The organism is Ruegeria marisrubri, from assembly GCF_001507595.1.
In the GTDB taxonomy this organism is placed as follows: domain Bacteria; phylum Pseudomonadota; class Alphaproteobacteria; order Rhodobacterales; family Rhodobacteraceae; genus Ruegeria; species Ruegeria marisrubri.
In genome coordinates this window covers 82362-106347 of the sequence record NZ_LQBQ01000003.1, presented here as the reverse complement: position 1 = coordinate 106347, position 23986 = coordinate 82362, and the positions used below count along the sequence as shown (strand labels likewise).

At 61.2% G+C, this 23986-nt stretch carries 24 protein-coding genes and 1 pseudogene; 4 read left to right on the top strand and 21 right to left on the bottom strand.

What is annotated here, in order from left to right; genetic code table 11:
- Nucleotides 1–14 precede the first annotated feature (14 nt).
- The 12 genes from AVO45_RS05550 to AVO45_RS05495 form a co-directional block, all read right to left on the bottom strand.
- Nucleotides 15–977, bottom strand: coding sequence for a cupin domain-containing protein (locus AVO45_RS05550; protein WP_068344948.1), 963 nt, complete (start codon nucleotides 975–977; stop codon nucleotides 15–17).
- A 157-nt stretch (nucleotides 978–1134) separates the two neighbouring features.
- Nucleotides 1135–2124 (bottom strand): nuclear transport factor 2 family protein, encoded by a 990-nt coding sequence (locus AVO45_RS05545; RefSeq protein ID WP_068344947.1) that lies wholly within the window; start codon nucleotides 2122–2124, stop codon nucleotides 1135–1137.
- Nucleotides 2121–3140, bottom strand: coding sequence for a LacI family DNA-binding transcriptional regulator (locus AVO45_RS05540; protein ID WP_068344946.1), 1020 nt, complete (start codon nucleotides 3138–3140; stop codon nucleotides 2121–2123). Before AVO45_RS05540 ends, AVO45_RS05545 begins: the two co-directional genes overlap by 4 nt.
- Entirely contained in the window at nucleotides 3140–3907 is a 768-nt protein-coding gene (locus AVO45_RS05535) for an SDR family NAD(P)-dependent oxidoreductase (protein WP_068344945.1), read from the bottom strand. The genes AVO45_RS05540 and AVO45_RS05535 overlap by 1 nt, the downstream gene beginning before the upstream one ends.
- Before the next feature lies 1 nt (nucleotide 3908).
- Nucleotides 3909–4964 carry an ester cyclase gene (locus tag AVO45_RS05530; protein ID WP_068344944.1) on the bottom strand — a complete coding sequence of 352 codons (1056 nt, stop codon included), beginning with the start codon at nucleotides 4962–4964 and terminating at the stop codon, nucleotides 3909–3911.
- Entirely contained in the window at nucleotides 4961–6271 is a 1311-nt protein-coding gene (hisD, locus tag AVO45_RS05525; protein WP_068344943.1) for a histidinol dehydrogenase, read from the bottom strand. Before hisD ends, AVO45_RS05530 begins: the two co-directional genes overlap by 4 nt.
- An 11-nt stretch (nucleotides 6272–6282) precedes the next feature.
- On the bottom strand, nucleotides 6283–6813 hold the full coding sequence (locus tag AVO45_RS05520; protein WP_068344942.1) for an ester cyclase: 531 nt from the start codon (nucleotides 6811–6813) through the stop codon (nucleotides 6283–6285).
- A 136-nt stretch (nucleotides 6814–6949) separates the two neighbouring features.
- Nucleotides 6950–7975, bottom strand: coding sequence for an ester cyclase (locus AVO45_RS05515; protein ID WP_068344941.1), 1026 nt, complete (start codon nucleotides 7973–7975; stop codon nucleotides 6950–6952).
- Nucleotides 7975–8856, bottom strand: coding sequence for a carbohydrate ABC transporter permease (locus AVO45_RS05510; protein ID WP_068344940.1), 882 nt, complete (start codon nucleotides 8854–8856; stop codon nucleotides 7975–7977). The genes AVO45_RS05515 and AVO45_RS05510 overlap by 1 nt, the downstream gene beginning before the upstream one ends.
- Nucleotides 8857–8866: 10 nt before the next feature.
- Nucleotides 8867–9898, bottom strand: a complete 1032-nt coding sequence (locus AVO45_RS05505) for a carbohydrate ABC transporter permease (RefSeq protein WP_068344939.1) — start codon at nucleotides 9896–9898, stop codon at nucleotides 8867–8869.
- Between the two features lie 64 nt (nucleotides 9899–9962).
- Nucleotides 9963–11207, bottom strand: coding sequence for an ABC transporter substrate-binding protein (locus AVO45_RS05500; RefSeq protein WP_068344938.1), 1245 nt, complete (start codon nucleotides 11205–11207; stop codon nucleotides 9963–9965).
- Between the two features lie 91 nt (nucleotides 11208–11298).
- Nucleotides 11299–12351 carry an ABC transporter ATP-binding protein gene (locus tag AVO45_RS05495; RefSeq protein ID WP_068344937.1) on the bottom strand — a complete coding sequence of 351 codons (1053 nt, stop codon included), beginning with the start codon at nucleotides 12349–12351 and terminating at the stop codon, nucleotides 11299–11301.
- Between the two features lie 160 nt (nucleotides 12352–12511).
- Between AVO45_RS05495 and AVO45_RS05490 the strand changes: the two genes are divergently transcribed.
- On the top strand, nucleotides 12512–13513 hold the full coding sequence (locus AVO45_RS05490; RefSeq protein WP_068344936.1) for a nuclear transport factor 2 family protein: 1002 nt from the start codon (nucleotides 12512–12514) through the stop codon (nucleotides 13511–13513).
- On the top strand, nucleotides 13510–14400 hold the full coding sequence (locus AVO45_RS05485) for an amidohydrolase family protein (protein ID WP_068344935.1): 891 nt from the start codon (nucleotides 13510–13512) through the stop codon (nucleotides 14398–14400). Before AVO45_RS05490 ends, AVO45_RS05485 begins: the two co-directional genes overlap by 4 nt.
- A gap of 121 nt (nucleotides 14401–14521) precedes the next feature.
- Here the strand turns inward: AVO45_RS05485 and AVO45_RS20190 are convergent.
- The 8 genes and pseudogenes from AVO45_RS20190 to AVO45_RS05450 all read right to left on the bottom strand — a co-directional run.
- Nucleotides 14522–14674 (bottom strand): annotated as a pseudogene (locus AVO45_RS20190) (IS6 family transposase); the annotation flags it as partial.
- A gap of 166 nt (nucleotides 14675–14840) precedes the next feature.
- Nucleotides 14841–15344 carry a DUF2165 family protein gene (locus tag AVO45_RS05480; protein WP_082688680.1) on the bottom strand — a complete coding sequence of 168 codons (504 nt, stop codon included), beginning with the start codon at nucleotides 15342–15344 and terminating at the stop codon, nucleotides 14841–14843.
- Nucleotides 15345–15401: 57 nt separating this feature from the next.
- Entirely contained in the window at nucleotides 15402–17066 is a 1665-nt protein-coding gene (locus AVO45_RS05475) for an ABC transporter substrate-binding protein (RefSeq protein WP_068344933.1), read from the bottom strand.
- A gap of 61 nt (nucleotides 17067–17127) precedes the next feature.
- Nucleotides 17128–18009, bottom strand: a complete 882-nt coding sequence (locus AVO45_RS05470; RefSeq protein WP_068344932.1) for a TauD/TfdA dioxygenase family protein — start codon at nucleotides 18007–18009, stop codon at nucleotides 17128–17130.
- Between the two features lie 4 nt (nucleotides 18010–18013).
- A complete protein-coding gene (locus AVO45_RS05465) occupies nucleotides 18014–19432 on the bottom strand; it encodes an FAD-binding oxidoreductase (protein ID WP_068344931.1) in 1419 nt (472 codons plus the stop codon).
- Nucleotides 19416–20666, bottom strand: coding sequence for an amidohydrolase family protein (locus tag AVO45_RS05460; protein ID WP_082688677.1), 1251 nt, complete (start codon nucleotides 20664–20666; stop codon nucleotides 19416–19418). The genes AVO45_RS05465 and AVO45_RS05460 overlap by 17 nt, the downstream gene beginning before the upstream one ends.
- Nucleotides 20663–21457, bottom strand: a complete 795-nt coding sequence (locus AVO45_RS05455; RefSeq protein WP_068344930.1) for a creatininase family protein — start codon at nucleotides 21455–21457, stop codon at nucleotides 20663–20665. The genes AVO45_RS05460 and AVO45_RS05455 overlap by 4 nt, the downstream gene beginning before the upstream one ends.
- The gene (locus AVO45_RS05450; protein ID WP_068344962.1) at nucleotides 21454–22152 is read right to left on the bottom strand and encodes a glutamine amidotransferase-related protein; all 699 of its coding nucleotides are present in this window, start codon (nucleotides 22150–22152) and stop codon (nucleotides 21454–21456) included. Before AVO45_RS05450 ends, AVO45_RS05455 begins: the two co-directional genes overlap by 4 nt.
- Nucleotides 22153–22279: 127 nt before the next feature.
- Here AVO45_RS05450 and AVO45_RS05445 point away from each other — a divergent pair, with 127 nt between their 5' ends.
- Both AVO45_RS05445 and AVO45_RS05440 read left to right on the top strand, forming a co-directional pair.
- Nucleotides 22280–22672, top strand: a complete 393-nt coding sequence (locus AVO45_RS05445) for a RidA family protein (RefSeq protein WP_068344929.1) — start codon at nucleotides 22280–22282, stop codon at nucleotides 22670–22672.
- 208 nt (nucleotides 22673–22880) lie between these two features.
- A complete protein-coding gene (locus tag AVO45_RS05440; protein WP_068344928.1) occupies nucleotides 22881–23585 on the top strand; it encodes an IS6 family transposase in 705 nt (234 codons plus the stop codon).
- A 97-nt stretch (nucleotides 23586–23682) separates the two neighbouring features.
- On the opposite strand, the gene AVO45_RS19665 is transcribed toward AVO45_RS05440, so the two are convergent.
- Nucleotides 23683–23904: a hypothetical protein gene (locus AVO45_RS19665; protein WP_157770106.1), complete on the bottom strand. Its 222-nt coding sequence runs from the start codon at nucleotides 23902–23904 to the stop codon at nucleotides 23683–23685.
- Between the last annotated feature and the right edge of the window lie 82 nt (nucleotides 23905–23986).

Sequence of the window (23986 nt, the reverse complement as noted above, 5' to 3'; positions counted from 1 at the left end):
AGGCTCTCCTTTCGTTACTGGCCGGTCCAGGTTGCGCCGGCCGGATCATCGGTGGCCACGACGCGATACAGGCTGGCCTCGCCGGTCATCGACGGCTCGAGCGTAAAGGCCTCGCCCGGGTTCAACAGGCAGGTGTCGCCGGGGTTCAGGATCGCCTCGGCCTGGTCGGTACGCAGCAGCCAGTGGCCGCGCACGGGCATCAGTACGGTGTGCTTCTCGGGCGTGACCTTCTCTGCCCCCAACGAGCCGCGGGTCAGGAACTCGACCTCGAAACCGGGGCGGTCCTTCAGCAGGGCGTCGGGGCCGATCACCTTGGCGGGCGCTTTGGCGGCCAGCGCCATCAGATCCCAGTAGCGGGCCACGTAATCGCGCACCACGTTCTGCACCGGAACCTCGGGGAAGGCCTTGAGTTGCTCCTCGGTCAACAAAGGCATGGGTTCGACACCCTCGGGCAGGTTTTCGCCCTTCTTGGTGTCGTACAACACCCCGTTTTCACCCAGCACCAGACCATGGGCCGAGGCATCCTGAATGACCTGCGGTGCCCAGGTTACCCCGCCACCGGCATCGTCGCCCCCCAGAATGGCCATGATCATCCCGTAATCGGTGCCGATGTTTTCAAAGCCGCGGAAGATGCCGGTGGGAATGTTGAAGATGTCGCCTTCCTCCAGCACGACTTCGCCGGCGTCGCCCCAGCGGCCCCAGAAGAAGCGCCACCGCCCCTTGAGGACAAAGAACACCTCGGCGGTGGTATGGCTGTGCAGCGAGTTGCGGCATTTGGGCGGCTGACCCGCGGCGCCGATGTTGAAGCCGGGCGTGTCGCGGATGTGGACGTGCTGATCGGGGCTTTCTGAGACGCCGCCGCCGATGATGGTGAAATTCTCCTTCTGATCCGAGCCGGGGGTGTGGGCGTCGATGAAGGCGGTCTTGCAGGGCTTGAGCTCGCCATAGCGGACGATGCGGGTTTCAAGTTGTGTCATCTGGTGACTCCTGTCGATTGAGGTTGAAGGGAAGCGAAAACTGCCCCTCACCCCGGTGGCCGCAGGTTCAACCGCCGTGCCCGCAAGGATGCGCGATGCGCGTGATAGCGCCGCGTGGCTTGGCTGTTGTCCAGCCGGTATGGCCACCGTTTCTGCATCACGCCTCGCCGTTTTGCAGCAGGATCTGCTTCCAGATCGCGGTTTCATCGAACAGCGTGTATTCGCGGCGCAGCTTCAGCTGGCCGGTGATCAACCCGCCGAACTCGGCATGGCTTATGCCCAGCACATAGACCTGCGCTCCGGTCGGAACGCCAAACACGCCCCAGCCCTCGTGCTTGCCCCACAGGCTCCACCGCACGGCGGCACGGGGCGGCATGTTGGGATCGTCGCGGCCGATCTGATGCTCGATGCGGAACTCGGCATTGGGGAAGCTGGCGCGCAGTCCCATCCAGAACCGGTCGACCGGACCCCAGCCGTGGCCGGTTACACCACCGACATATTCGGACTGCACCGCGCGGTCATATTCGGCTTCGATCACGCCCATGTCGGCGCTCATGATCCGGGTCAGGATGTCGGCATAGCGCTGGCCCCATTTGTTGTCATTGCCGCGCCCCTTGTAGGGGCCGGGCTTGTCTGTTTCAGGCGTCAGCGGTTTGACGCAGTTCTGCGCCCCGCCCTCGCGCGCGATGAGGTCGGCAGCGTATTCCTTGGGGTCCCAGCCCATCTGACGCACGATCGCGCCCTGATCGCGGATCAGCCATTCGTCGTTGATCTGGTTGTTGATGGCGTGGCAGTCCGCCAGGATCCGATAACGCAGTTTGGTGCCCGTGGCCTTGCCATAGACGCCGTCGGCCAGATGCGTGGCGGTCGAGATGATGCGGTGCGAGCTCAGCATTCCCTCTTCGGGCGTTCCCGACCAGATCACGTCCTCGCCCAGCAATTCACGGTCGGGGAATTCGGCCAGGGTCGCCATCGTGGCACCGATGACGTTCTGGTTGCCCAGCACCACCGAGGCGGGTGACCGCACCACGATGTCGGGGCTGTAATAGTCGTGAAGCGTGGCGATGCCGCGGTCTTCCCAGATCTCCTTGGTGATGCCGATGATATAGTCGGGGAAATCCTTGAACTTGGGGTCAAATCCCTTCATGTCTTCCATCCTTCAGGTATGCGGGCTGAACCGCGAACTATCAGAGGTCCGTCAATCTCGATCCGGCGCGGGCCGGCGTCAGGGTTTTCGATCTTGCTGAGAAGTATGTCGACGGTTTCGGCAACCATGCGGTTTGCCGGTTGCCGAACAGTGGTCAAGTCGTAGGCGGGCCAGGCCGCAACGGCGACATCGTCGTAGCCAACGATCGAGACATCCTGCGGGATTTTCAGGCCCAATTCGAACCGAAGCGTATCCATGACGGCCATCGCCATATGGTCGTTGGCAACAAAGACAGCATCGGGAGGGTCACTGGCGAACATGCGCCGCGCGGCTTCCTGAGCTTCTTTGGTGGTGAAATTGCCAACTTCGCGCGCATGCAGGTTTGTGCCTGCGTCGCGCAGCGCCGCCACAAAACCTGCTTCGCGGTCTCGCTGGGTCGAGGCCCCTTCCCATCCCGCGATATAGCCGATCTTTTTGTGACGGCCTGCCAGCAGGAACTCGGCCACTTTGCGCCCACCGGCCACATTGTCAGATGTCACAGAAGACATCGCAGGATCATCCTGGGCCCGGTTGAACAGCACCATCGGCACATCGGCGGCGCGGCACCGCTCGGACAGGTCCGAGGACAAGGCAACCGAGGCGGCGATGATCCCGTCCACCTGGAAATCCAGGATTTCTTCGACGACATTGTCGATATTGTTCGACGAATGCGAGGCCATGAAGATCAGAACGTGATAGCCACGTTCCTGCAATGCGTTCGACAGCCTCTCCAATGCCTCGGGATAAAACTGGTTGTTCAGGTAGGCGACTATCAGTCCGATGATCCTGCTGCGACCCGACACCATTGCGCGTGCCAGAACATTGGGGCGGTATCCCAGTTGCTCGGCGGCCTTGCGGACCTTTTCGATGGTCTTCTTGGAGGCCGAGGCGCCGGGGGTGAACACCCGGCTGACCGCGGATTGGCTGACGCCCGCAAGGCGGGCTACGTCCAGTGAGGTGACCTTGCTCGCTACCATCAGTCTGCCGTCCAACCTCCGTCAACCATCAGCGCCGTGCCGGTGACAAGGCTGGCGGCGTCCGACGCGAGGTAGACGACCGCGCCCATGATGTCCTCGACTTCGCCCGGGCGGCCGAGCTTGATCTTGTCCAGCACCCAGGCGCGTTTTTCCGGATCGTCAAACGTTGACTGGGTCAGATCGGTGAGGATGAAGGTCGGGCAGACCGTGTTGACGCGGATTTTCGCAGGTCCGAACTCCAGTGCCATTGCCTTGGTAAAGCCTTCGACCGCGAATTTTGACGCACAGTAGACCGCGCGCTCGCGGCCGCCGACGTGGCCCATCTGGCTGGAGATGTTGATCAGCGAGCCGGGGCGGCCCGCGGCGATGAGACCCTTGGCGACCGCCTGGGTCAGGAAGTAGGCGCCGCGGACATTCACATCCATCACCGCGTCGAAATCCTCCGGTGCGGTCTCCAGGGCCTTGCCGTGCCGGGCGGTGCCGGCGGAGTTCACCAAGATGTCGAAGGGGCCGTTTTCTGCCACTGCCTCTGCGGTGGCCGCGACGTCGCCCACATCCAGTTGAAGCACCTTTGCCGCCCAGCCTCGAGCTGTCATATCTGCCGCGATGTCTTGCAGCGCATCCGCTCGACGCGCGGCAAGGGTGACCTCAGCACCGTGTTCAGCCAACGCAACGGCGCAGGCCATGCCGATGCCGGACGAGGCGCCGGCGATCAGGGCATTTTTACCTTCTAGGCTGAAACTGGGGGTGCTGGGGAATTGTGTCATGTCATGCCTCGCCGACGGGAAATGGAATGCCGCCTGGCACGCGGGCCTTGTTGAACTCACGCAGGCGGGCGAAGACATCTACGCCCAACTGGCGGTAGGCGTCCAGGATGTCCACCGTGACCCAGTTTTCACGGATTTTGCCATTCTCCAGCCGCCAGAAGTCCAGCGAGCGCATGGTGATGCGCTTGCCCGACGGCGCGATGCCCATCCAGCCGTCGTGAGTGACGGTCTGGATCATGTTGGGCCAGCCGGTCACGGCCGCATAGTCGCCATCGCCGAAGAAGTGATAGGTGATCTCGTCCAGGTACTGGCCGCGGTCAGGCATGCCGTTGAGGAACGGGATCTGGTGCCAGTTGCGGAACCCCGAGATGCCGCGGCCGGTGCCGATGCCCGCAGGTCCGTACCAATTCATCCGCTCATGCCAGAAGCGCGGCATCTCCATCACTTCCGGGCCACCCTGGCTCGGGTGTTTCTTCAGATGGCTCAGCATCTCGACGATATGGGCGCAGGAGGCCTGCGATTTTTCCTCGTCCCAGGGGCCGGGCACGATGCCGTCCAGCGTTGCCGGACCGGGGATGCAGAACTCCAAGCCGAGCGAGGGCGCCATCGGCCAGGCCTTGGCCTGCATCATCACCTCGGGCATGTCCCAGATGGTCTGGATCTCGACCACGCGGCCTTCCTCAAAGCGGTAGAACTCGTGGAAGCGCATGTGGGTGAGATGGCCGGTCGGCGGAATGTCCAGCCAAGGTCGCACGAAGGTGCCATAGTAGTGGCCGCCGCAGCCGATCCAGTCGCCGCCGTGTTCGGTGCGCCCGCCCATGACGATCCAGTCGCGGCGCTCAAGGTCCGGCATGGCGTTCAGCAGCGGGGCGTAGCATGTGTCATAAAGCTCTGCCGGGCCGGTCAGGTCGCCGAACGGGTGACACATGTGCACCACCGCGTCGGGCGCGATCAGTGTCTCCAGCGCGGCGCGCACGCCTTGTTCGCTGAAGTCACGCATTGCCTCGCGCACCGGCGCGATCAGGGCTTTGTTCTGAGTGTGGATGTCCGTACTCATTCTGCTGCCTCTCCATAGGGCACGTTCTTGCCGCCATAGCGCCGCACACGCACGTTGCACTGTTCGGCATGGCCGACGAAGCCTTCGAGCATGCAAAGCCGCGAGCCGTATTCGCCGATCATGGTGGCGGCCTCGTCGGTGGTGACCTTCTGGTAGCTGTGGGTTTTCAGGAACTTGCCGACCCACAACCCGCCGGTATAGCGCCCGGCCTTTTTCGTGGGCAGCGTGTGGTTGGTACCGATCACCTTGTCGCCGTTGGCCACGTTCGTCCGCGGCCCCAGGAACAACGCGCCGTAGCAGGTCATGTTGTCCAGGAACCAGTCATCGCGGTCGGTCATCACCTGAACATGCTCGGACGCGATGTCGTCTGCCACCTGCAGCATCTCGTCATACGTATCGCAAACGATGACCTCGCCGTATTCCTCCCAACTGACCTTGGCGGTGCCGGCTGTGGGCAGAACACCCAGCAGGCGGTCGATCTCGCTCAGGGTGTCTTGGGCCAGCTTGCGCGAGTTTGTCACCAGAACGCAGGGGCTGTTGTAGCCATGTTCGGCCTGCCCCAGCAGGTCGGTGGCGCAGATCTCGGCATCGACGGTTTCATCCGCGATCACCATGGTCTCGGTCGGGCCGGCGAACAGGTCGATGCCGACGCGGCCGAACAGCTGCCGCTTGGCCTCGGCCACGAAGGCGTTGCCGGGTCCGACCAGCATGTGCACCGGGTCGATCGTTTCGGTACCCAGCGCCATCGCGCCGATCGCCTGGATGCCGCCCATGACATAGATCTCGTGCGCGCCGCCCAGATGCATGGCGGCGATCACCGCCGGGTTGGGCTTGCCCTGGAACGGCGGGGTGCAGGCGATGATGCGCGGCACGCCCGCAACGCTGGCCGTTGCCACCGACATATGGGCCGAGGCCACCATCGGGAACTTGCCGCCGGGCACATAGCAGCCCACCGACTGCACGGGGATGTTCTTGTGGCCCAGGATCACGCCCGGCAGGGTCTCGACCTCGATATCGGTCATCGAGGCGCGTTGCGCGCGGGCGAAATTCATCACCTGCTTTTGCGCAAACTTGATGTCGGCCAGCTCGCGGTCCGAAAGCTGGGCAATCAGGTCGTCGATCTCCTGCTGCGACAGGCGGAACGAGGCGGGCGAATAGTTGTCGAATTTCTCGCTCAGCTCACGTATGGCGGCGTCGCCACGGGTTTCGATGTCCTTCAGCGTCGCCTCGACCACGGCGCGGGTCTTGGCGTCATCCTCGGCACGATCCGCTTCGGGCTTGCCTCGTTTCAGATATTCAATAGTCATAGTTCTGATCCTCAGTTGTCGGGGCGAGGCGGAGTTTTCTCGCCCCGGTCATATGCTTCCCAGCCATGGCCCTGGAACAGGTCGACGCCCAGCTGCGCGGCGACATGGGCGAAATCGACATTCACCCAGTTGTCGACGATCTTGCCGTCGACCACTTTCCAGAAATCCATGTAGCGGATCTCGACCCGCTTGCCGGTGGGCGGGATGCCCAGGAATTCGCCCGAATGGGTCGCCTCCTGCCGGCCAAAGGCCGCGGCCCATTCGCCCATGTAGAGCCGCGCCTCGTCAATGCAGACCTTGTCGGAAAACGCAGCCTGGAAGGGGCGCTGCCAGTTGTCCTGAAACTCCTTCACGCCGTTCTTCGTGCCGCAGCCCTGATTGCCCATCCAGCGAAAGCCTTCGGCGAAGAACTCGCCAATATCGTTGATGCGGTGGTCGTTCAGGCCGTCGACCATGGCTTCGATCACGCGGCGCGTGTCTTCGGTTTTGCTCATGTCCGTGTCTTTGGTCAGCACGGCTTGTTCAGGTCGGGAGCCTTTCATGCTCTGGTCCTTCAATTTGTTGCCAAGGGATGATGTGATCAGACGGGGAGAAGACGTCCGTCCGTCAAAAAATCCCTTGGCATCCGGTTGAGCGCCGGGTGGCGGGCAACGGCGTTATGGCGGGCGGCGGCGCTCATCACGCGGCCTCCGGGCAGCCGTTAAGGGCGGCCATGCGGGCAAAGACGTCGACGCCCATTTGCCGGTAGAGGTCGATCACGTCGATCATCACCCAGCACTCGCGGATCAGCCCGTCTTCGATACGCCAGAAATCCAGGCTGCTGCGGGTGACGCGGCGGCCAGTGGGGGCGAGGCCGAGAAGGCCGCCGCCGGAATGCACCGCGGTACCCGAGGGCCAGCCGGTGAAGGCGACCAGGTTGTGGTCGCCGAAGAACACTCCCTCGTCGAGGTGGCGGGTGTTCTCCGACAGCCCCTCGCGGAACTGGCGGAAGATCCGGTTGGCGATGGCGTCATGGCCGCGCGCGGTGCCGAGCCCCGCAGGCCCGTACCACATGGCGTGCGGGTGCCAGAAGCCGCACAGCCCGCGTTCCGGGGTCTGGGCATCGCCCTGCTTCAGATCGTGCAGCATGTCCCAGACCAGCCGCACCGAGGTATCGGCATGCTCTGCGTCATACGGGGCGGTGATCACGCCCGCGCCGTCGGCGGGGCCGGGGCACATCCATTCCACCCCGAGCTGCGGCGCCATCGGCCAGGCTCCTGCTTGCAGCATCACCTGCGGGATGTCCCATAACCCCTCCATCTCGACGATTTGGCCGTCCTCGATGCGGAGGTATTCGTGGTAGCGCATAAACACCGGCTTGACTTGCGCCGGGATGCCGAGCCAGGGCGCCTGAAAGCTGCCCGTGAAATTGCCGCCGAGACCGACCCAGTTGCCGCTCTTGCCTTCGCCCCAGCGCGGGCCGGCCATCACGATGAAGTCGCGGCGCTCCATGTCTGGTATCGCTGCCATCAGGGGCGCGTAGACGCGCTCCCAGAGTTCCTGCGGGCCGTCCACTTCCGGGAAGGGCTGGCAGAGGCGGATCTTCGCTTCGGGGGCGAAGGCCTCCAGCAGAGCTGCCCGGACCCGCGGCGCATCGCAGCTTGCAAGCGCGGCGCGCAGGGGGGCGAGCATGGCCTTGTTGTGGTCGTGGACCTGCATCTGCATCAGCCCTTCACGGCGCCGGCGGTCAGGCCGCTGACGATCTGGCGCTGGAAGAACAGGATCAGCACGAATAGCGGGGCGGTGGCGGAGACCACGGCGGCGACGGCGTACATCACCTTGCCTTCGACCTGAGTGGTGCCCAGGAAGCTGTTGATCGCGGGAATGATCGTTTCGTTCTCGGAACTGAGCAGCATCGCGGTCACGGCAAAGTCATTGTAGGCCAGCAGGAAGCTAAACAGGCCGGTGGTGATCACGCCCGGCCACATCACCGGAATGATCACGTGCCGGAATGCCTGAAACCGGGTGCAACCGTCGACCATGGCGCTTTCGTCCATGTCCTTGGGGATGTTCAGGAAAAACGAGTGTAGCATCCACAGCGTAAAGGGCTGGTTGATGGCCACCAGCACGATGATGGTGGTTGGCAGGATGCCCCATATGTTCCACTCGAAGAACGGCAGAAGGTAGCCTGATACCAGAGTGATATGCGGCATGGCCCGGAACACCAGCGCCGCCATCAAGAGCCAGAACGCGTAGCGGAATCCAGACCGGGCAAGGGCATAGCCGCCCAGCGTACCAAAGGTCAGAGAGATCACGACGGTAAAGAAGACGACGATGCCGGTGTTGATGACGTTGCGCCAGAATTCTTCGGTCACCCACGCGCCGTAGTACCCATCAAAGGTGAAGGCACTGCCGGTTTGCTTGATGGTGTTGACGCCGTAGATGGCGTTTTGCCAATCGGCTTTCGAGAAGAAATCCGACTGTACCTTGAAGCTGCCCCAGAAGGTCCAGAAGAACGGGAAGGCCGCGATGAGGAGCCAGAGCGCCACGAAGGCAAAGGAAATCACGGTCAGCGGGGTAATGCGGGATTGTGCTTTGGTTGCCATGATCTTGCCCTCAATGTGCTTTGCGGTTGAAGTCACGCCAGGTGCGGATCAGCACCGGTGTCAGCAGGATCACCACACCGATGATGGTCATCATCGAGGTCGCTCCAGCCGAGCCATAAAGCGGGTTTCCGCTTTCGCGCAGGTCGTTGTAGATGATCCAGCTGAGAGAGGTCGCGTGGGCTTCGGCCTTGAAGCTGACGATTGGTTCGAAAACGCGGAAGTTGTCCATCAGCAGCATCAGCGTCACGAAGGACATCAGCGGCGCCAGGTGGGGTACGACCACGTGGATCATGCGCTGCCACTTCGTTGCGCCGTCGATCATCGCCGCTTCCATTGTGTCTTCGGGGACGGTCTGAAGCCCCGCGTAAAAGGTGATGAAGCTGAACGGCAACGTATGCCACACCCCGTAGACGATCAGCATGGTCCAAGTCAGCGCGGTTGACGCCTTCAGGCTGAGCGATGGGTCGTTGAAAACCCGCTGCATGGTCGCGCCGATCACACCGTCACTGTCGACCATCCAGAACAGGATGAGCGACCCGACAAGCGGCGTGACAAGGAACGGCAGCAGCGAAATGAAGATCGATGGGCCCTTCAGCATTTTCGGCAGGTTGTTGACGCCGACAGCAATCGCCAGACCCAAGACAATGACCAGCGGCGTGACGACGGCGGTATAGGTCAAAGTAAAGATCAAGGCGCGATAGAATGGCAGGTTGAATATCTGCGACCAGAACTCACCAAAGGTCTCGGTGTTGCGCCATGCTTCACCGACTTCAACGAATGCCAGGTGCGACCGGTTGACATATGTCCCCAACCCGTTGAAACGCCCCAGCGGCTGTTCTTCGCGCAGCTTGGCTGTCGCCTCGGTATCGATCGACGTGGTTTCCTTGCAGCCGAACGGCCCGCAACTCTCGGAAACGATCAGGACCTGTTCGTGTTGTACGAAAAGAGACTGAATGAAAACCGAGACGATAGGCAGCGCAATGAACAAGATCATTGCTGAAAGCGTCGGCAGTATGAACCAGAAAAAGGTGCGATGCTTCATGGCGTACGTCCCGGTTTGCAGTTTGAAAGAAGCGGGGGGCAGACGCCCCCCTGAGTTGGGGAAGTTACTCGAGGAAACCGGCTTCTTTTGCCGATGTCCGATATGCGGCTTCCACGTCTGACAAGGCCTGTTCGGCAGTTTCATCACCTTTGAGGAAGTCCGTCAGTTCCGACCCAAGCGCCGCATGCAGCAGACCCATCTGAGGAATCATCGGGTACGGTTGTGCCCCACCCTGCGCGGTTGCGGCCACACCAGCCGCCGCCGGGCCCGGCTTGAAACCTTCCAGCAGCCAGACAGCATCGTCATTGTTGGCCTCGACCATTTCCGGGGTCAAACCGCTGACCAGCGCAGCAAAGGTTGCTTCTGCTTCTTCATCGGACACGTTGCTTGCGATGGAAATCCCATCCCACCACAATGTTGCCGCCGGGATCGAACCGCCGGCCACGGTTGGCGCTGCCGACAGAACGGTGTTTGAGGTTACTTCCTCGGACGAGCCTTCGTCATCCAGGATCGGTGCGCCACGGGACCCCCACATGATGCCCAAGGCAGCTTGACCGGCCTCCCAGAGACCCTGTGTCTCGTTCGACGCATGGGTCAGGTGATCGGGGTGCGCATATTCGGTCAAGACCTTCATGACGTTGAGCGTTGCAATCCCTTTTTCGTTGTTGATCGCGGGTTCGGCCGAACCGGGCTTGAAGAATTCGCCGCCATGACCGAGATAGATCATGTTGAACACTTCCCCCACGTTCCAGCCGGTCTGAAGGTTCATCACGATCGGATGCTCCATGATGCCTGCGGCCCGAATTTTTTCCGCGGCATCCAGAACCTCCTCATAGGTGGCTGGAATTCTGTCGACACCGGCTTTCTCCAGGATGTCCTTCCGCGCGAACAGATGCTGGGAGTTGGCCATGAAGGCCACGGCCATCACGTTGCCATCGATGGTGATCAGCTGGTGCGGCTTGATGTTGTCGCTGTATTTTTCGACCAGATCGTTGAGCGGACGAACCAGCCCGTCATTCATGAGCTGCGTCAGCGTTGCATTCGCCAGGATGACCGAAGTGTATTCAGCCGGGTTCGGCGTCAGGGCTGCGTTCATGATCTGGCGCGCTTCGGTCGTGTGGTTAACCGAAAATTCGGCGGCAGCGGCGCCGCAGTTGGCCTCGGCAGCTTCGGTGACGGCGTGAATTGCCGGGAAATCGCTGGCCAAGACTCGGATCGACTGGCCTTCCGGCCCGCAATCCGCGGCATATGCCGCCGATCCCAAAAGGCCAGCAAAGGCCGTTGCTGTTGCTAGATTCCTCAGAAACATCTCAATCTCCTTGTTTCTCCGAGTGTTGTGCGTGCCCCTCGTTCACGCATGCGCTGTGCCCCTTGGTCAAAGACCCGGAAACTTGTCGGGGCTAGCCTTGAATCCGAGCTCCGGTCTGTCCGTCAAACAGATGGCAAATGCCCACGGGAACCGAGATCGAAACCATGTCGTCAATTTCGGCCCGGAAGTTCTTGTCTGCTTTCACTGACACCAGCGCCGAACCCACGCGCACCGAGATCATCGTGGCGTCGCCCAGCAGTTCGAGCGTGTAGATGGGGGCGTTGATCTGCCCTTTGCCGGCCGGTGCCAGCTCGGCATCTTCAGCCCGGAAACCCAACGTCAGCCGCCCGTTGGGCGCGTTTATTCCAGAAATCTTGACATTCTGAGCGGTGAAGGTGCCGTTCTGGACCTCTCCGTCGATCAGGTTCATGGCGGGGCTGCCGATGAAGCTAGCGACGAAGGTGTTTGCAGGGGTGTCATAAATGTCCGTCGGGGTGCCGACCTGTTGAACCACACCCTGCTTCATGACCACTACGCGATCGGCCAAGGTCATCGCTTCGATCTGGTCATGGGTGACATAGATCGTGGTGACCGCCAGTTCATGGCTGAGGTTCTTGATTTGCGCTCGTGTCGATACACGCAGCTTGGCGTCAAGGTTCGACAGCGGTTCGTCCATCAAGAAGACGTTGGGCTCCCGCACGATTGCACGCGCCAAGGCCACCCGCTGGCGCTGACCGCCCGACAGCTCGGCCGGCTTGCGGTGCAAGAAGTCGTCCAGCTCGACCATCGCGCTGGCGCGGCGCACCTTCTCGTCATGTGTGGCCGGGTCGATACCCCTCACCTTAAGGGGGAAACGGATGTTCTCATAGACGTTCATGTTCGGATACAGAGCGTATGATTGGAACACCATGGCCACGTCACGATCCTTGGGCTCCATGTCGTTGACACGCTTGCCGTCGATCAGGATGTCCCCCTCTGTGGCGTCCTCCAGACCCGCAATCATTCGCATCGTTGTAGTTTTCCCGCAGCCGGACGGACCCAGCAAAACCAGGAACTCCTTGTCGGCTATGGTCAGATCGAAATTGTGGACCCCTACAAATGAGCCCCAACGTTTTCCGACGTTGCGAAGCTGAATCTCGGCCATTGAGTCCTCCGTAATGGGTCCGCCGTGCATGCGTTTGCAAAACGATAGACAACAAAAGAAACATCTGGCAAGCTTTTTTTGCAATCGCATGCAAAAAAGGGCTTGGCCGACCAGGTCGACCCATTTTCGCGAAAGACAAGCAATTGAAAGAGCTAGCAAAATGTCGTTTCAAAAAGAAAAGTCGGTTGTGCTGGACCTGTACGAGGTCTTGCGCACTGCAGACGAGTCGAATCTTTCGGAAGCGTTGTCCCGGTTTTACGACGATCAAGCTCTTTGGCGCGGATTCCACCCGTTCAACGAGATCCGGGGTGCAAGCCAGATCGCTGAAACTTTCTGGCTTCCCTTGAAGAAAAGCCTGACGACCCTTCAGCGGCGAATGGACATTTTTATGGCCGGAACCAACGAGATGGACGGGTTCCAGTCTGTCTGGGTTGTTTCGATGGGGCACTTGATGGGCTTGTTCGACACGGCATGGCTCGGCATTGCACCGACCGGAAAGATGGCCTTTCTTCGCTATTGTGAATTCAACAAGGTCGAGAACGGGCGAATCACCGAGGCGGCCATGTTTTTCGATATCCCGCATCTGATGATGCAGGCCGGTTTGAACCCGTTTCCCCCGCAAACCGCCGCACATCTGGTTCAACCCGGCCCCATGACCCATGACGGGCTGCTGTTCGACCTGCAGCCCGTTGAGGAAGGTGAAAAGACGCTGGCCGCGATCAATGCGATGATTTCGGACCTGGGCCAGTGGAACAGCGGCCTCAGCCTCGAGGACGAATTGCGCCGCACCTGGGCCGAAGACATGATCTGGTGGGGTCCTGCGGGAATTGGCGCCACCTACACGATCGAACGCTATGCCAAACAGCACTCCGGCCCGTTCCGCGCATCGTTCGCGGAGCGATCGAAGACAAGGCATCTGTGCCGCATGGCCGAGGGGCATTTCGGTGGATTCTTCGGATGGCCAAATTTCACCGCCGTCCCGACCGGCGGGTTCATGGGCATGCCGGCCACGGACAAGCCGGGTGAGTTTCGCGTTATCGACATTTACCGCCGCCAAGGCGACAAGCTGGCCGAGAACTGGGTGTTCATCGACCTTCTGCATTTCTGGAAACAGCAGGGCGTGGACATATTGGCCCGCATGGCCCAGGTGCCGCGCACATGACGGCCCGGATCGACGCGCACCACCATCTTTGGGATCTGCAGGCTGTGAATTACCCTTGGCTGATGGCCAAGGGGGTCCGCCGGTTTTTTGGCGACCCCTCTCCCATCCAGCGGAACTATCTGCTGGACGAGTTCAGCGACGAAGCCCGAGCCCATGGCATTGCCGGTTCCGTTCATGTCCAGGTTGGCGCCGATGACGGACTGGCCGAGGCGCGCTGGGTCCAGAGTGTGGCGGATGCCAATCCCGGCTGGCCAATGGCTCAGGTCGTTTTCTGCGACCTGACCAAGCCAGATCTTGTGCAGAACCTGGGTGACTTTCAGAAACTGTCCACGGTGCGTGGCGTCCGCCAGATCGTTGGGCGCGCGCCCGAGGAGGACGCAGCAACCGGAACCAACGCGTTGCTCGAGGATCCACGGTTTCTGAATGGGCTGCGCATGGCAGCGCAACTCGGGCTGAGCTTTGATCTGCAACTTGTGCCCGAGTTGATGGAGAAAACCGCTTCGGTTCTAGTAGAAGCGCCCGGGTTGGAGGTGGCGCTCTGTCATGCCGGTTCACCACACGATCGGTCTGCTGCAGGGTTGCGCGATTGGTCGAAAAAGATGCGCGCGCTTTCGGACCTGCCCAATGTCACGTGCAAACTTTCCGGCCTGGGCATGTTTGACCATGATTGGAGCCCCGCCACCATTCGCCCGATCGTCGAAACCTGCCTGGAGCAGTTCGGCCCCGAGCGGGTCATGTTCGGTTCAAACTTTCCTGTCGACAGGCTGTATTCAGATTATGGGACGCTTTTGGAGGCATATCTGGAACTGATCCCCCAAGGCGCGCAACAGGACGTCTTTCACGATACCGCGGCCCGTTTCTATGGCCTGAATGTGCGCCGGCGCTGAACAAGGCAAGTGGCCGCCTGTGCCTTTTTCTGGCCAGCATTGACGCTCTTTTCCAAGGCACAGAACCAGCCATCCCTAGGCAGTTGGCATGAGGGCTTGGGCAACGAAAAAGACGCCTGACCCGGTTCACTTCGTGGCTGACCTCGATACCACGCTCGTGCAGCAGGTCCTCGACGTTCCTGAGCTAAAGCGGGAAACGAACACAAATCATGACCGCCAGGCGGATCACCTCGGGACTTATTTGAAAGTATTTGAACGGGTTTCCTTTGGGCATGCCGGGAGGCTACAAAACCGCCCCGCCCGCCTCAACCTGAATCCCCCAGGCAAGCACGTCTTCTCTGCCTGCTTGACGGGGTCCGAGCAGACGGCGGCGACCAGCACTGGTCTTTCCAATTCGCCCAAACGGTATCAGTTTCGTCTGTCGAAGCTGTTTCGCGGTGTTAGAAATAACTTGCGAGTCCGATCAGAAGGACGCAGTTGGCCAGCCCCCAGAGCAGCATCTGGAAATGCGTGTTCTGGCCGCCCTCGTGACCAAACCAGTAGCAGAAAAAATTCCCCGCGATCAGAAACCCCGCCCAAACCGAGTTGAACAGCATCGTTCCGACTAGGCCAAGCGCCAGGGCAGTGCTGACAGGAACAAGGCCGAGCACAGCAGCCCCCATCGCCGCCGTTCCCAGCCACAGACTGGCGGTAGCCAGGAGTTCCCAGACTACGATGAAGGCGAAGAGGCGCTTGCGTAGCTTCGCATTGGTAACGCGGCGATATGAAACATGCGTATAGGCTTCGGGGTATTCCTCACGCATGCGCTCCAAGTCCATCACCTGCGCAGTGTAGGTTTCGTTCAAAAAGGGATGAAACACGTTTTCCAGCGCGCCGATGGTCAGCCAGGCCGCCATGAACGCCAGGTTGAAACCGCCAACCGCTATCAGGACCGTATCCAGCATGTAATCTTCGCAATACAAGACGCCTGCCCGGCCGGCGCCAGACAGGCAATCGCACAATCAGGCTTCCCAGTACATGTACTGCGGATACATCTCGTTCGAGATGTGGATTGCGGCGCCTTTCAGGTTGCTCTTGGAATGGTTGTAGAGCGCCCGCCAGTAGGGCTGGATGATGACGCCTTCGTTGATCATGATCTGTTCCAGCTTACCCATGATCTCGCGGCGGGCATCCGGATCCGGGGTGGCCAGAGCCTGATCGACCTTCGCGTCGAACTCGACATTGGCGAAACCGGTTTCGCTCCAGATCGCGCCGGTCTTGTAGGCCAGCGCATAGGTCTGGATGCCAAAGGGACGGTGGTTCCAGTTGGTGATCGAAAATGGATATTTCGCCCAGTCGTTCCAGAAGGTGGACGAAGGAAAAACGGTACGCTTGACCTGCATACCTGCATCGCGCAGCTGGGCCGCGATCGCATCCCCGGTCGCCTTCCAGAAGGCCGCATCGAGCGAGATCAGTTCGAACTCGTGGTCGCGCATTCCAGCCTCGTCCAGCAAGGCCATCGCTGCCTCGGCGTCGCGTGTGGGCGTGCCGATATCGGCGTACTCGGGATGCTTAGGTGAGACATGGTGGTTCTCGGCCACGCTACCCTGATTGTTGTAGGCCAGCTCGAGGATGGTGGCGTTGTCCACGGCCAGCGCCAGCGCTCGGCGCACGCGGGTATCGGCATAAACCGCCTTACCGTCTTCTTCGGCCTGCTGATTGCAGCGGGCCAGCACCGTCGCGGCGGTATCGACCGAGTTCTTGGTCCAGCCGTCGAGACCATCGAAGGCCGCGATGAAATCGCCCTCGGTGTCATAGGTGACATCGAATTCATCGGCCTCGGCCCCGGCGAAATGCGAACTGGGATCGGCACCGAAGTCGATGAATTCGACCCGGTCCATGTAGGCGCCATTTCCCGCGTTCCACCATGCGTGGTTCTCATTGCGGACCAGCGCGGCGCGGTTGCCCACCTCATAGCTTTCGGGCAGGTATGGGCCAGTGCCGACCGGGTTTTCGAGCATGTTTACCTCTTCAAAGCTCGAATGAACGATGGCTGCGGGATAATCTGCCAGGCCCGCGATCAGAGAAATGTCGGGGCGCGGCAGTTTTAGGCGCACGGTGTGGCTGTCCACGACCTCAACCGCGCCATCCATCACCTTGCCGGTGGCCTCGTCGATGATCACGCCGAATTTTCCGGACATGGCGTTACCCTCGACTTTGGTGTCGCAGAACCGCGCAATGTTCATCGCCACGTCCTCGGCGGTGAAATCATCGCCGTTGTTCCACTTCACGCCCTTGCGGACGTTTAGCGTGTATTCGGTGGCATCGGCATTGATTTCCCAGCTTTCCAGCAGGATCGGGACAAAGGTCCCGTCCGAATTGTACTGAACGAGGTATTCCAGCCAGCCACGGGTGAACGTGGCAAGGCTGTTGAAATCGAACTTGCGCGGGTCGCGCATGGTCACCAGTTGCTGCTGGATACGGACTGTTCCGCCCATCTGCGCGTTGCCTGCTGCATGGCCCGGGGCCGGCAGGCCCAGCATCGCGTAGGCGGTCGCGGCAGTCGCGCCAAAGGAACAGGCCGTCGCAAGAAACTCGCGGCGGCTCATGGCGTCGCCGGCGGTGGAGGAGGCCGCCTGCGAAAGGAAGTCGGGCAAGGGTTTTCCGGTGCGTGTCAGGAAGGTCATTCTGTCTCTCTCTGTCGGTTCGGAGTGGTGGTTCAGCTTGGTGGTGTGTCTTGTCCGCTTGTCAGGCCGGCAGTCGCATCCGCTCGATCCCGTCGGCTTCGGTCACGGAACTGCAGATGCTCGACAGCGTCCGCGGCTGGTCATAGGGCCATGGCGTGCCACGGTGCATGACCGCGCGCTGGTCCCAGATCAGCACGTCGCCCACATTCCACTTGTGGGAATAGACAAAAGCCGGTTGGGTGCAGAAGGCGGTCAGTTCCGCCAGCAGAGCCTCACTTTCGGTCTCGTCATAGCCGTCGACCTTGAACGCATGTGAGGCCAGGTACAGTGCCTCGCGCCCGTTCACGGGGTTTTCCCAGATCGCGTTCCAATGTGTGTCCGGCCATTTGTTGAACATCGGAAGTTCGGCCAGCTCGGGCGAAATCTTGCGTCGCGAGTGGCTGTAGCGGTGCCAGATGCCGCGCCCGCGAATGCGCGCTTTCATCTCCTCAGGCATCAATGCCCATGCCGCGCGAGTCGAAGCCAACTCGGTCGCGCCACCCGTCGTGGTGACGACCCGGCCAACCAGGATGTTCACCAGTGCCGGAACCGGCAGGAACGTGCTGTCCGAATGCCACAGGAAATTCGATTTCAGGTTCAGCGTTTTCAGATCCATCTCGCCGCTGACCGATCCGTCGGTCATGACGTTGGACACTTTGGGGATCTCGAACGCTTCGTCGGGTTTGCGCTCGTCCGCCTGGCGGTCCTCGATCGGGCCGAAAAGGCCAGCGATGCGCAGGTGGGTTTCGTCGGTCATGTCCTGCCCGCGAAACAGCAGCGCGGAATGCTCCTCGAACAGTGCACGCAACTGCGGGAACAGGTGTTCCGCAGTAACCGTGTTCAGGTCGATGCCTGTCACATCCACACCGAAATGGGCACTCAGGGGTTTGGTCGAAATCGTCATGGGGTCAATCCTTGTACTGGACCATGGCTTTGGCTTCGATGTCTTCGGGGGACAGGTGTTGCACCGCCTCCCAGGCCCGTGACTTGCCGGGGTTCAGCAGTCCCTTGGGGTCCATGCGTTTCTTCCACGCCAGATGGCGGTAATCGGTGTTTTTCAGGCCGCCGCCTTCGACGTGATAGGTATGCGCGTCATATACGGGGAATCCTCCCGCCTCGTAGGTGGCGTCGATCTCGCGCAGACGCTCTTCGGACGTGAACCAGATGATAGGCAGCTCGAAAGCTACGACTGTCCCGTTCAGGCGGGCGAATTCGTGGTGCTGCCACAGATCGTCGCCCTGTCTCACGCCCATAGCTGCGACCGAGTCGGCGTCGGAGGGATCGGGCACGCCGATCTGCTGATAGGTCGCTGACCGGTCGGCCTTGAGCACCTGCAACGTCGTATGGTTGTAGGCGAACTCGAATACATGCGGGATGCCGACGGCCTCGCGCTCGGCATCTGTCATGGCCAGATCGACCACGCCGCCCTGTGCGGCGATCAGGTCGCGATAGGCGGGCATGTCCTCTGCCGGAACCAGCGCGACCAACAGGTGTTTGCCGTCGCGCAGATGGCCCTTGAGCCGGGGAAAGTAATCCACGATCGGCGCTTCAACCGACGAACACAGCTTGCGCCCGATGCTGTCGCTGCACGCCAGCGCGTATCCGGCGGCATAGCAATCGCGATAGCTGTCGAAGGTCGCCATGCAGCCCACCCAGTCCCGGGTGGGAACCGTGCGCAGCGTCACCTCGGTGATAGCCCCGTTCAAGCCCCAAGCATGGTGGACCTGCAACGCGTCCTCGGCGTCAAAAACGCGCTCTTGCGGGTCAGCTTCGACGGAAAGGGCCTTCAACTGGATGATGTTGCCCTTTTCGCGCAGCGCCCCGTTCGCGATCGACCCGATCCCGGCAGAGCCCCCGGCAACAAAGCCGCCGATGGTCGCGATGTCCTGTGTCGAAGGGAACATCGCCATTTCCCATCCTTGCGGCTTCAGCGCCGCGTTGATGTCGGACATCAGCGCGCCGGCCTCGACCCGAACAAACCCATCACCTATTTCAAGGATGCGGTTCATGCCGGTCGTTTCGACGATCAGCCCGCCCTGCAACGGCACCGCCTGTCCATAATTGCCGGTCCCGCCGCCGCGCAGCACAACGGGCACGTCATGGGCAAAGGCGACCGACAGGCAATGGGCCAGTTCTTCGCGGGTTTTCGGCTGGGCGACCAGATCGCCAAAGCACTTCTTCAGCTGGCCATTCAGGATTGGCGAGTACCAGAAGAAGTCCCGCGATCGCTTTTTCACCAGAACTGGTTCTTCAATGACGTCGACCGGGGCCAGTTCCCGGGCGATATTGGTCCAGTCGGTAGCGGTGCGCTCACACGTTTCTGTCATAGGCGGCTCCTATGTGTTCGGACAACGGGTGCGGACGGGCAGCCCCGCTCAGCAATTCCGAAGTCGAGGTCACGTCGAACAACAGAAGATCCCCGACGGCGGCCCCGTCGACGGTTTGGGGCGCCAGTCCCAGCGCGCGGCGCGCTCCGGTGGTGATCATGGGAAGATGGGCATCGAACGGCGGGTCGAGATGCGCGGCGAGAACAGCCAGCGAAAGCGTGTGGATCGGGTCGTGGCGACCGATCGGACAGAACCCGTCGCGCACGTTGTCCGCCCCGAGCACGACACTGACGCCCGCGTCCCGCAATTCATGCACACGTGTGAGGCCACGCCGGTCGGGTGTTCCGCCTACCCGGCCCTGAAGATAGAGATTGGTTTGCGGCAGCGCAGCGACCGATATCCCCGCCTGCACCAGCTTGTCCGCGATGCGCGCGACATCCTCTGCGCCCAGATTGGCCAGGCTGCAGGCATGGCCGCACAGGACCGGTCCCTGAAACCCGGCGGCAAGGGCCGCGTCTGCGATCCTCTCCAGCCCGTCAAGGTTGGACGCCAGCCCTTCGTCCACATGAAAATCCAGCGCCAGCCCATACCGGTCGGCGGCGCGGAACGCGTTTTGCAACCCCGCGTCCCGTTCGGTCTGATCAAAGACGAAAGCGCCCAGAATGCCGCCATCCCGCGCAACGCGCGCGGCGCAACGATCGGCGTAGATCGGATCAGCCAGCCGGACGATATCGGTCAGCGCGGCCCGTTGCAGGACAAATCCCGCTGGAGCATCAGTCACGAGTTCTCCAAGGATTTCCCATGCCAGCGGAACCGTGTCGGGGTCCGGGTCATCGCCCCAGTCGACATGGCTGCGCGCAGCAGTGCACCCGGCCTCGACCAGTTCCAGCAAGCCGCGCGATGCCCGCCGCCGGATATCGCTGCCATCCCACAGCGCCTTGTCGGTCAGTTGGGCCCGGATCGCGGTTGCCAGATCGCCACCAACACCCGCCATCCGGTCGATGCTGTGGCATTTGTCCAGATGCACATGCGGGTCGGCAAGGCAGGGTATCACCAGCCTCTCGGGCGCCCTGTCGGTGGGTTGCAGCGCAACCGACCGGCCTTCGTGCAGCACGAGATCTCCGGCCAGGCAATCCGCAAATACAGTGCCGCCAAAGCTGTCTGGCCGCGCGACCAGCGCCCGAGGCACCAGCACGCCGGTAATGATGCCGCCCTGCTCCTTGTCCTGTTTCACTGCACGTCCTTCCGGTGATCGAACCGGGCGAACTCCGCCAGGAAGGCGGCAAAGTTGCGCCCCGCGCTGTCCAGCAGTTGCGCGCCCTTTTCGGCGGTGGCGGCAGCAGCATTGCCACAGGCACCCAATGAGTGCAGATCCTGCGCCATCCAGCCCGGATTGGCAGGCTTTCCAGCCAGTCCGATCTGCGGGAAACCGGTCTCCCAATCCGTCATCGCGGGACGGAAATCCTGTGCCTTGTCCATGCGCACCCGATCCGGTCGCAGCGCCAGCATGGCCGAGGTTTCGCTGTCGCCGGCATGGATGTCGTGGACATAACCCGCGGGATCATACAGGTCCTGCCATTCGGTGAACCCGCCCCAGGAACAGGTGACGACGATCAGCCCATGCGCAATCCGCAGGTCCCGCGCCACGATCTGCAAAAGCGCCGTGTTGCCGCCATGCCCGTTGAGCAGCACCAGCCGCGCGACTCCGGCCCGCGCAACCGAGGCGCCGATGTCGCGCAGCACCGCCAGCAGAGTTTCGGCCCCCAGAGTCAACGTTCCCGGAAAGTCGATATGTTCGTCGCTCTTGGTAATGTGCAGCGACGGCAGGACCAGAACCGACTGGTCTGGCGACAGGTTGCCCAGCATTCGCGCGGCCACCGCGTCGATCAGGTCGCTGTCCACCGACAGGGGCAGATGCGGCCCGTGTTGCTCGGTCGCGCCCAGAGGCAGGACAGCGACCGTATCCCCCGGCAACGCACGGAAATCGGGAGTGGGAAGATCGGCCCAGAAGCCCTGAACGCTCATTTCGGACCTCCCAGGAAGCCATCCAGAAACCCATGAAACCAGGATGCCTGCGCCGCATCATGCTTTGCCATTAGGCGATCCTGTTCTTCACGGGACTGCGTGCCCGGTCGGCCGTAGGCATCACTTTTCTGGTCCTGCCAGCGTCGGAAACCGGTCGGTGTGACTTCGGGGTGGTACTGGAACCCGAACGTTGTTTCGCCATAGCGAAAGGCCTGGTTTTCGTAATTGTCGTTCCCGGCAAGCCGTACCGCGCCCTCGGGCAGGTCATAGGTGTGGTAATGCGCCTGCGTGACCGTCAGTGGCGCATCGAAAATGCCCCGAGATTCGGCAGTTGGTATGATCGGATAGTACCCGAATTCGAAAATCTCTGTTTCGCGGGGTCCCGCCCAGGCGCCCAGATGATGGGCGATCATCTGGCAACCTTGACAAATCCCGAGGACCGGAATGCCGGCCGACAGGCAGGAGTCAATCCATCGGTATTCCTCGTTCAGGAAAGGATGCCGCCTAGTCTCATAGACGTTGAACGGACCGCCATAGATGATGGTCGCGGCCAGATCGTCGTCCGGCTCGTCCAGAGGATCACCGCGAAACGGCCGACGAGTCTGCACGTCAAACCCGGCCTGCTTTAGCCAGGAGGTTGCACGATCATCCAAAGGCTCGTCGCCATGGCGCACCGAAAGGACACGCGATGCCATGTTTTCCCCCATGAGGAACTGGTTTGCGCGGCCCTGAGAATGATCTGTGCCAGAGATGTGCGAAAAAGGTTTTCAGAATCTGCACCTTCTGGCAAGGCTTTTTATCAGGCAACGAAAGTAAAGAGAAATGAAAGCGTTAAACCCTGACAGCCTGCGTCCGCCTTTTGCCGCTTACTCTCACGGAACCGAGATTCCGAGGGGAACGCGGCTGGTCCGGACCTCTGGCCAACTTGGCATCCGGGCCGATGATTCGATTCCGGCGAGCGCCTTTGAGCAGGCGGTGATCTGCTTTGACAACATCCGCGCAATACTGGCCCAAGCCGGCATGACACCGGCGGATATCGCGCATATCTCCGCCTATGTCACCGACCGCGAACATATGGCCAGCTACATGCGGGCGCGTGATGAATTCATCGGCCCGACCGACCGACTGCCAACTTCGACGCTGTTGATCGTTTCCGGCTTTACGCGCGAGGAATTCAAGGTCGAGGTGGAGGTCTGGGCCGCAAAAGACGCCTGACCCGACTATCCGCGCCGGATCCCTCTGCCCTGTCTGAAGTCAGCACTTATCGGACAGATTTAGGGGTTTGAGCAACGGAGAGCTTCTGGTTCATCGAAGCCATCAAGGAGCGAAGATGAACAAGAAGTCCGGAACCAGCAAAGATGCCGCTGGGCATTGTCAGATAAACCGGCTTGAGACGGGTGGGGCGGGTTTGTAGCGTCCAGCCATGACCAAACGATCCCCGTTTCGCTATTTCAAAACCAGCCCCGAGATCATCCGACTGGCGGTGATGCTGTATGTTCGATTCCCGCTGTCGCTCCGGAACGTGGAAGATTTGCTACACGAGCGCGGCATCGACGTGAGCCACGAGGCCGTTCGGTTTTGGTGGCACAGGTTTGGCCCGATGTTCGCCGCCGAGATCCGGAAACGGCGGACCGAAGGCATGCGTTCGAGCCGCTGGCGCTGGCACCTCGACGAGATGTTCGTGAAGATCAATGGCGAACGCCATTACCTATGGCGAGCAGTGGATCACGAAGGCGAAGTACTGGAAAGCTTCGTTACGAAGAGGCGTGACAAGAAAGCTGCGCTGAAATTCCTAAGAAAAGCAATGAAAAGGCACGGCCGCACCGAAGTGATCGTGACCGACAGCCTCAGATCCTATGGCGCCGCCCTGAAGGAAATCGACGCTGGCCATCGCCGGGAAACCGGGCGCTGGTTGAACAACCGCGCAGAGAATTCGCACCTACCGTTCCGACGACGAGAACGGGCGATGTTGCGCTTCCGGCGGATGCGAAGTTTGCAGAAATTCGCCGCCGTCCACGCCTCGGTCTACAACCTGTTCAATTCGGAGCGAAGCCTTTCTTCCAGACTAAATTTCAAGCTGAACCGCGCCGCCGCACTTGCCGAGTGGCGCGGTCTCTGTGCCGAATAAGGGCTGCGATCCTGCCCTTGTAGAAACGAGGTAGAATTTATCTGACACCACCTTCCTGACACCTACGTACAAAGGTCAATTCAGTCCGGGAGGGCAGTCACATGCGCCATTGCCGCGCAAGCGGCTTCGTCCTTGGGCTCTGAAACGACCACGGCACCGCAGCGGGCATTCCTACCCATCGAAGCCACTTGATCAGCGTGTTCGGCCCAAAGCCGCCCTCCAGCAGTTGCCCCACATGCTGCGACTGCAGCCCCACATAGCCGACATTCGCTGCGCCATCACGATCATGCAGTTGGTCGACGTCCGATGTGCGGGACAAACCGGAATTGTGCAGCTGCGGCTATTGCTCACGCAGTATTCATTCGCATTTGCAGCGCGACCATCTCTGCATCGCAGCCCAA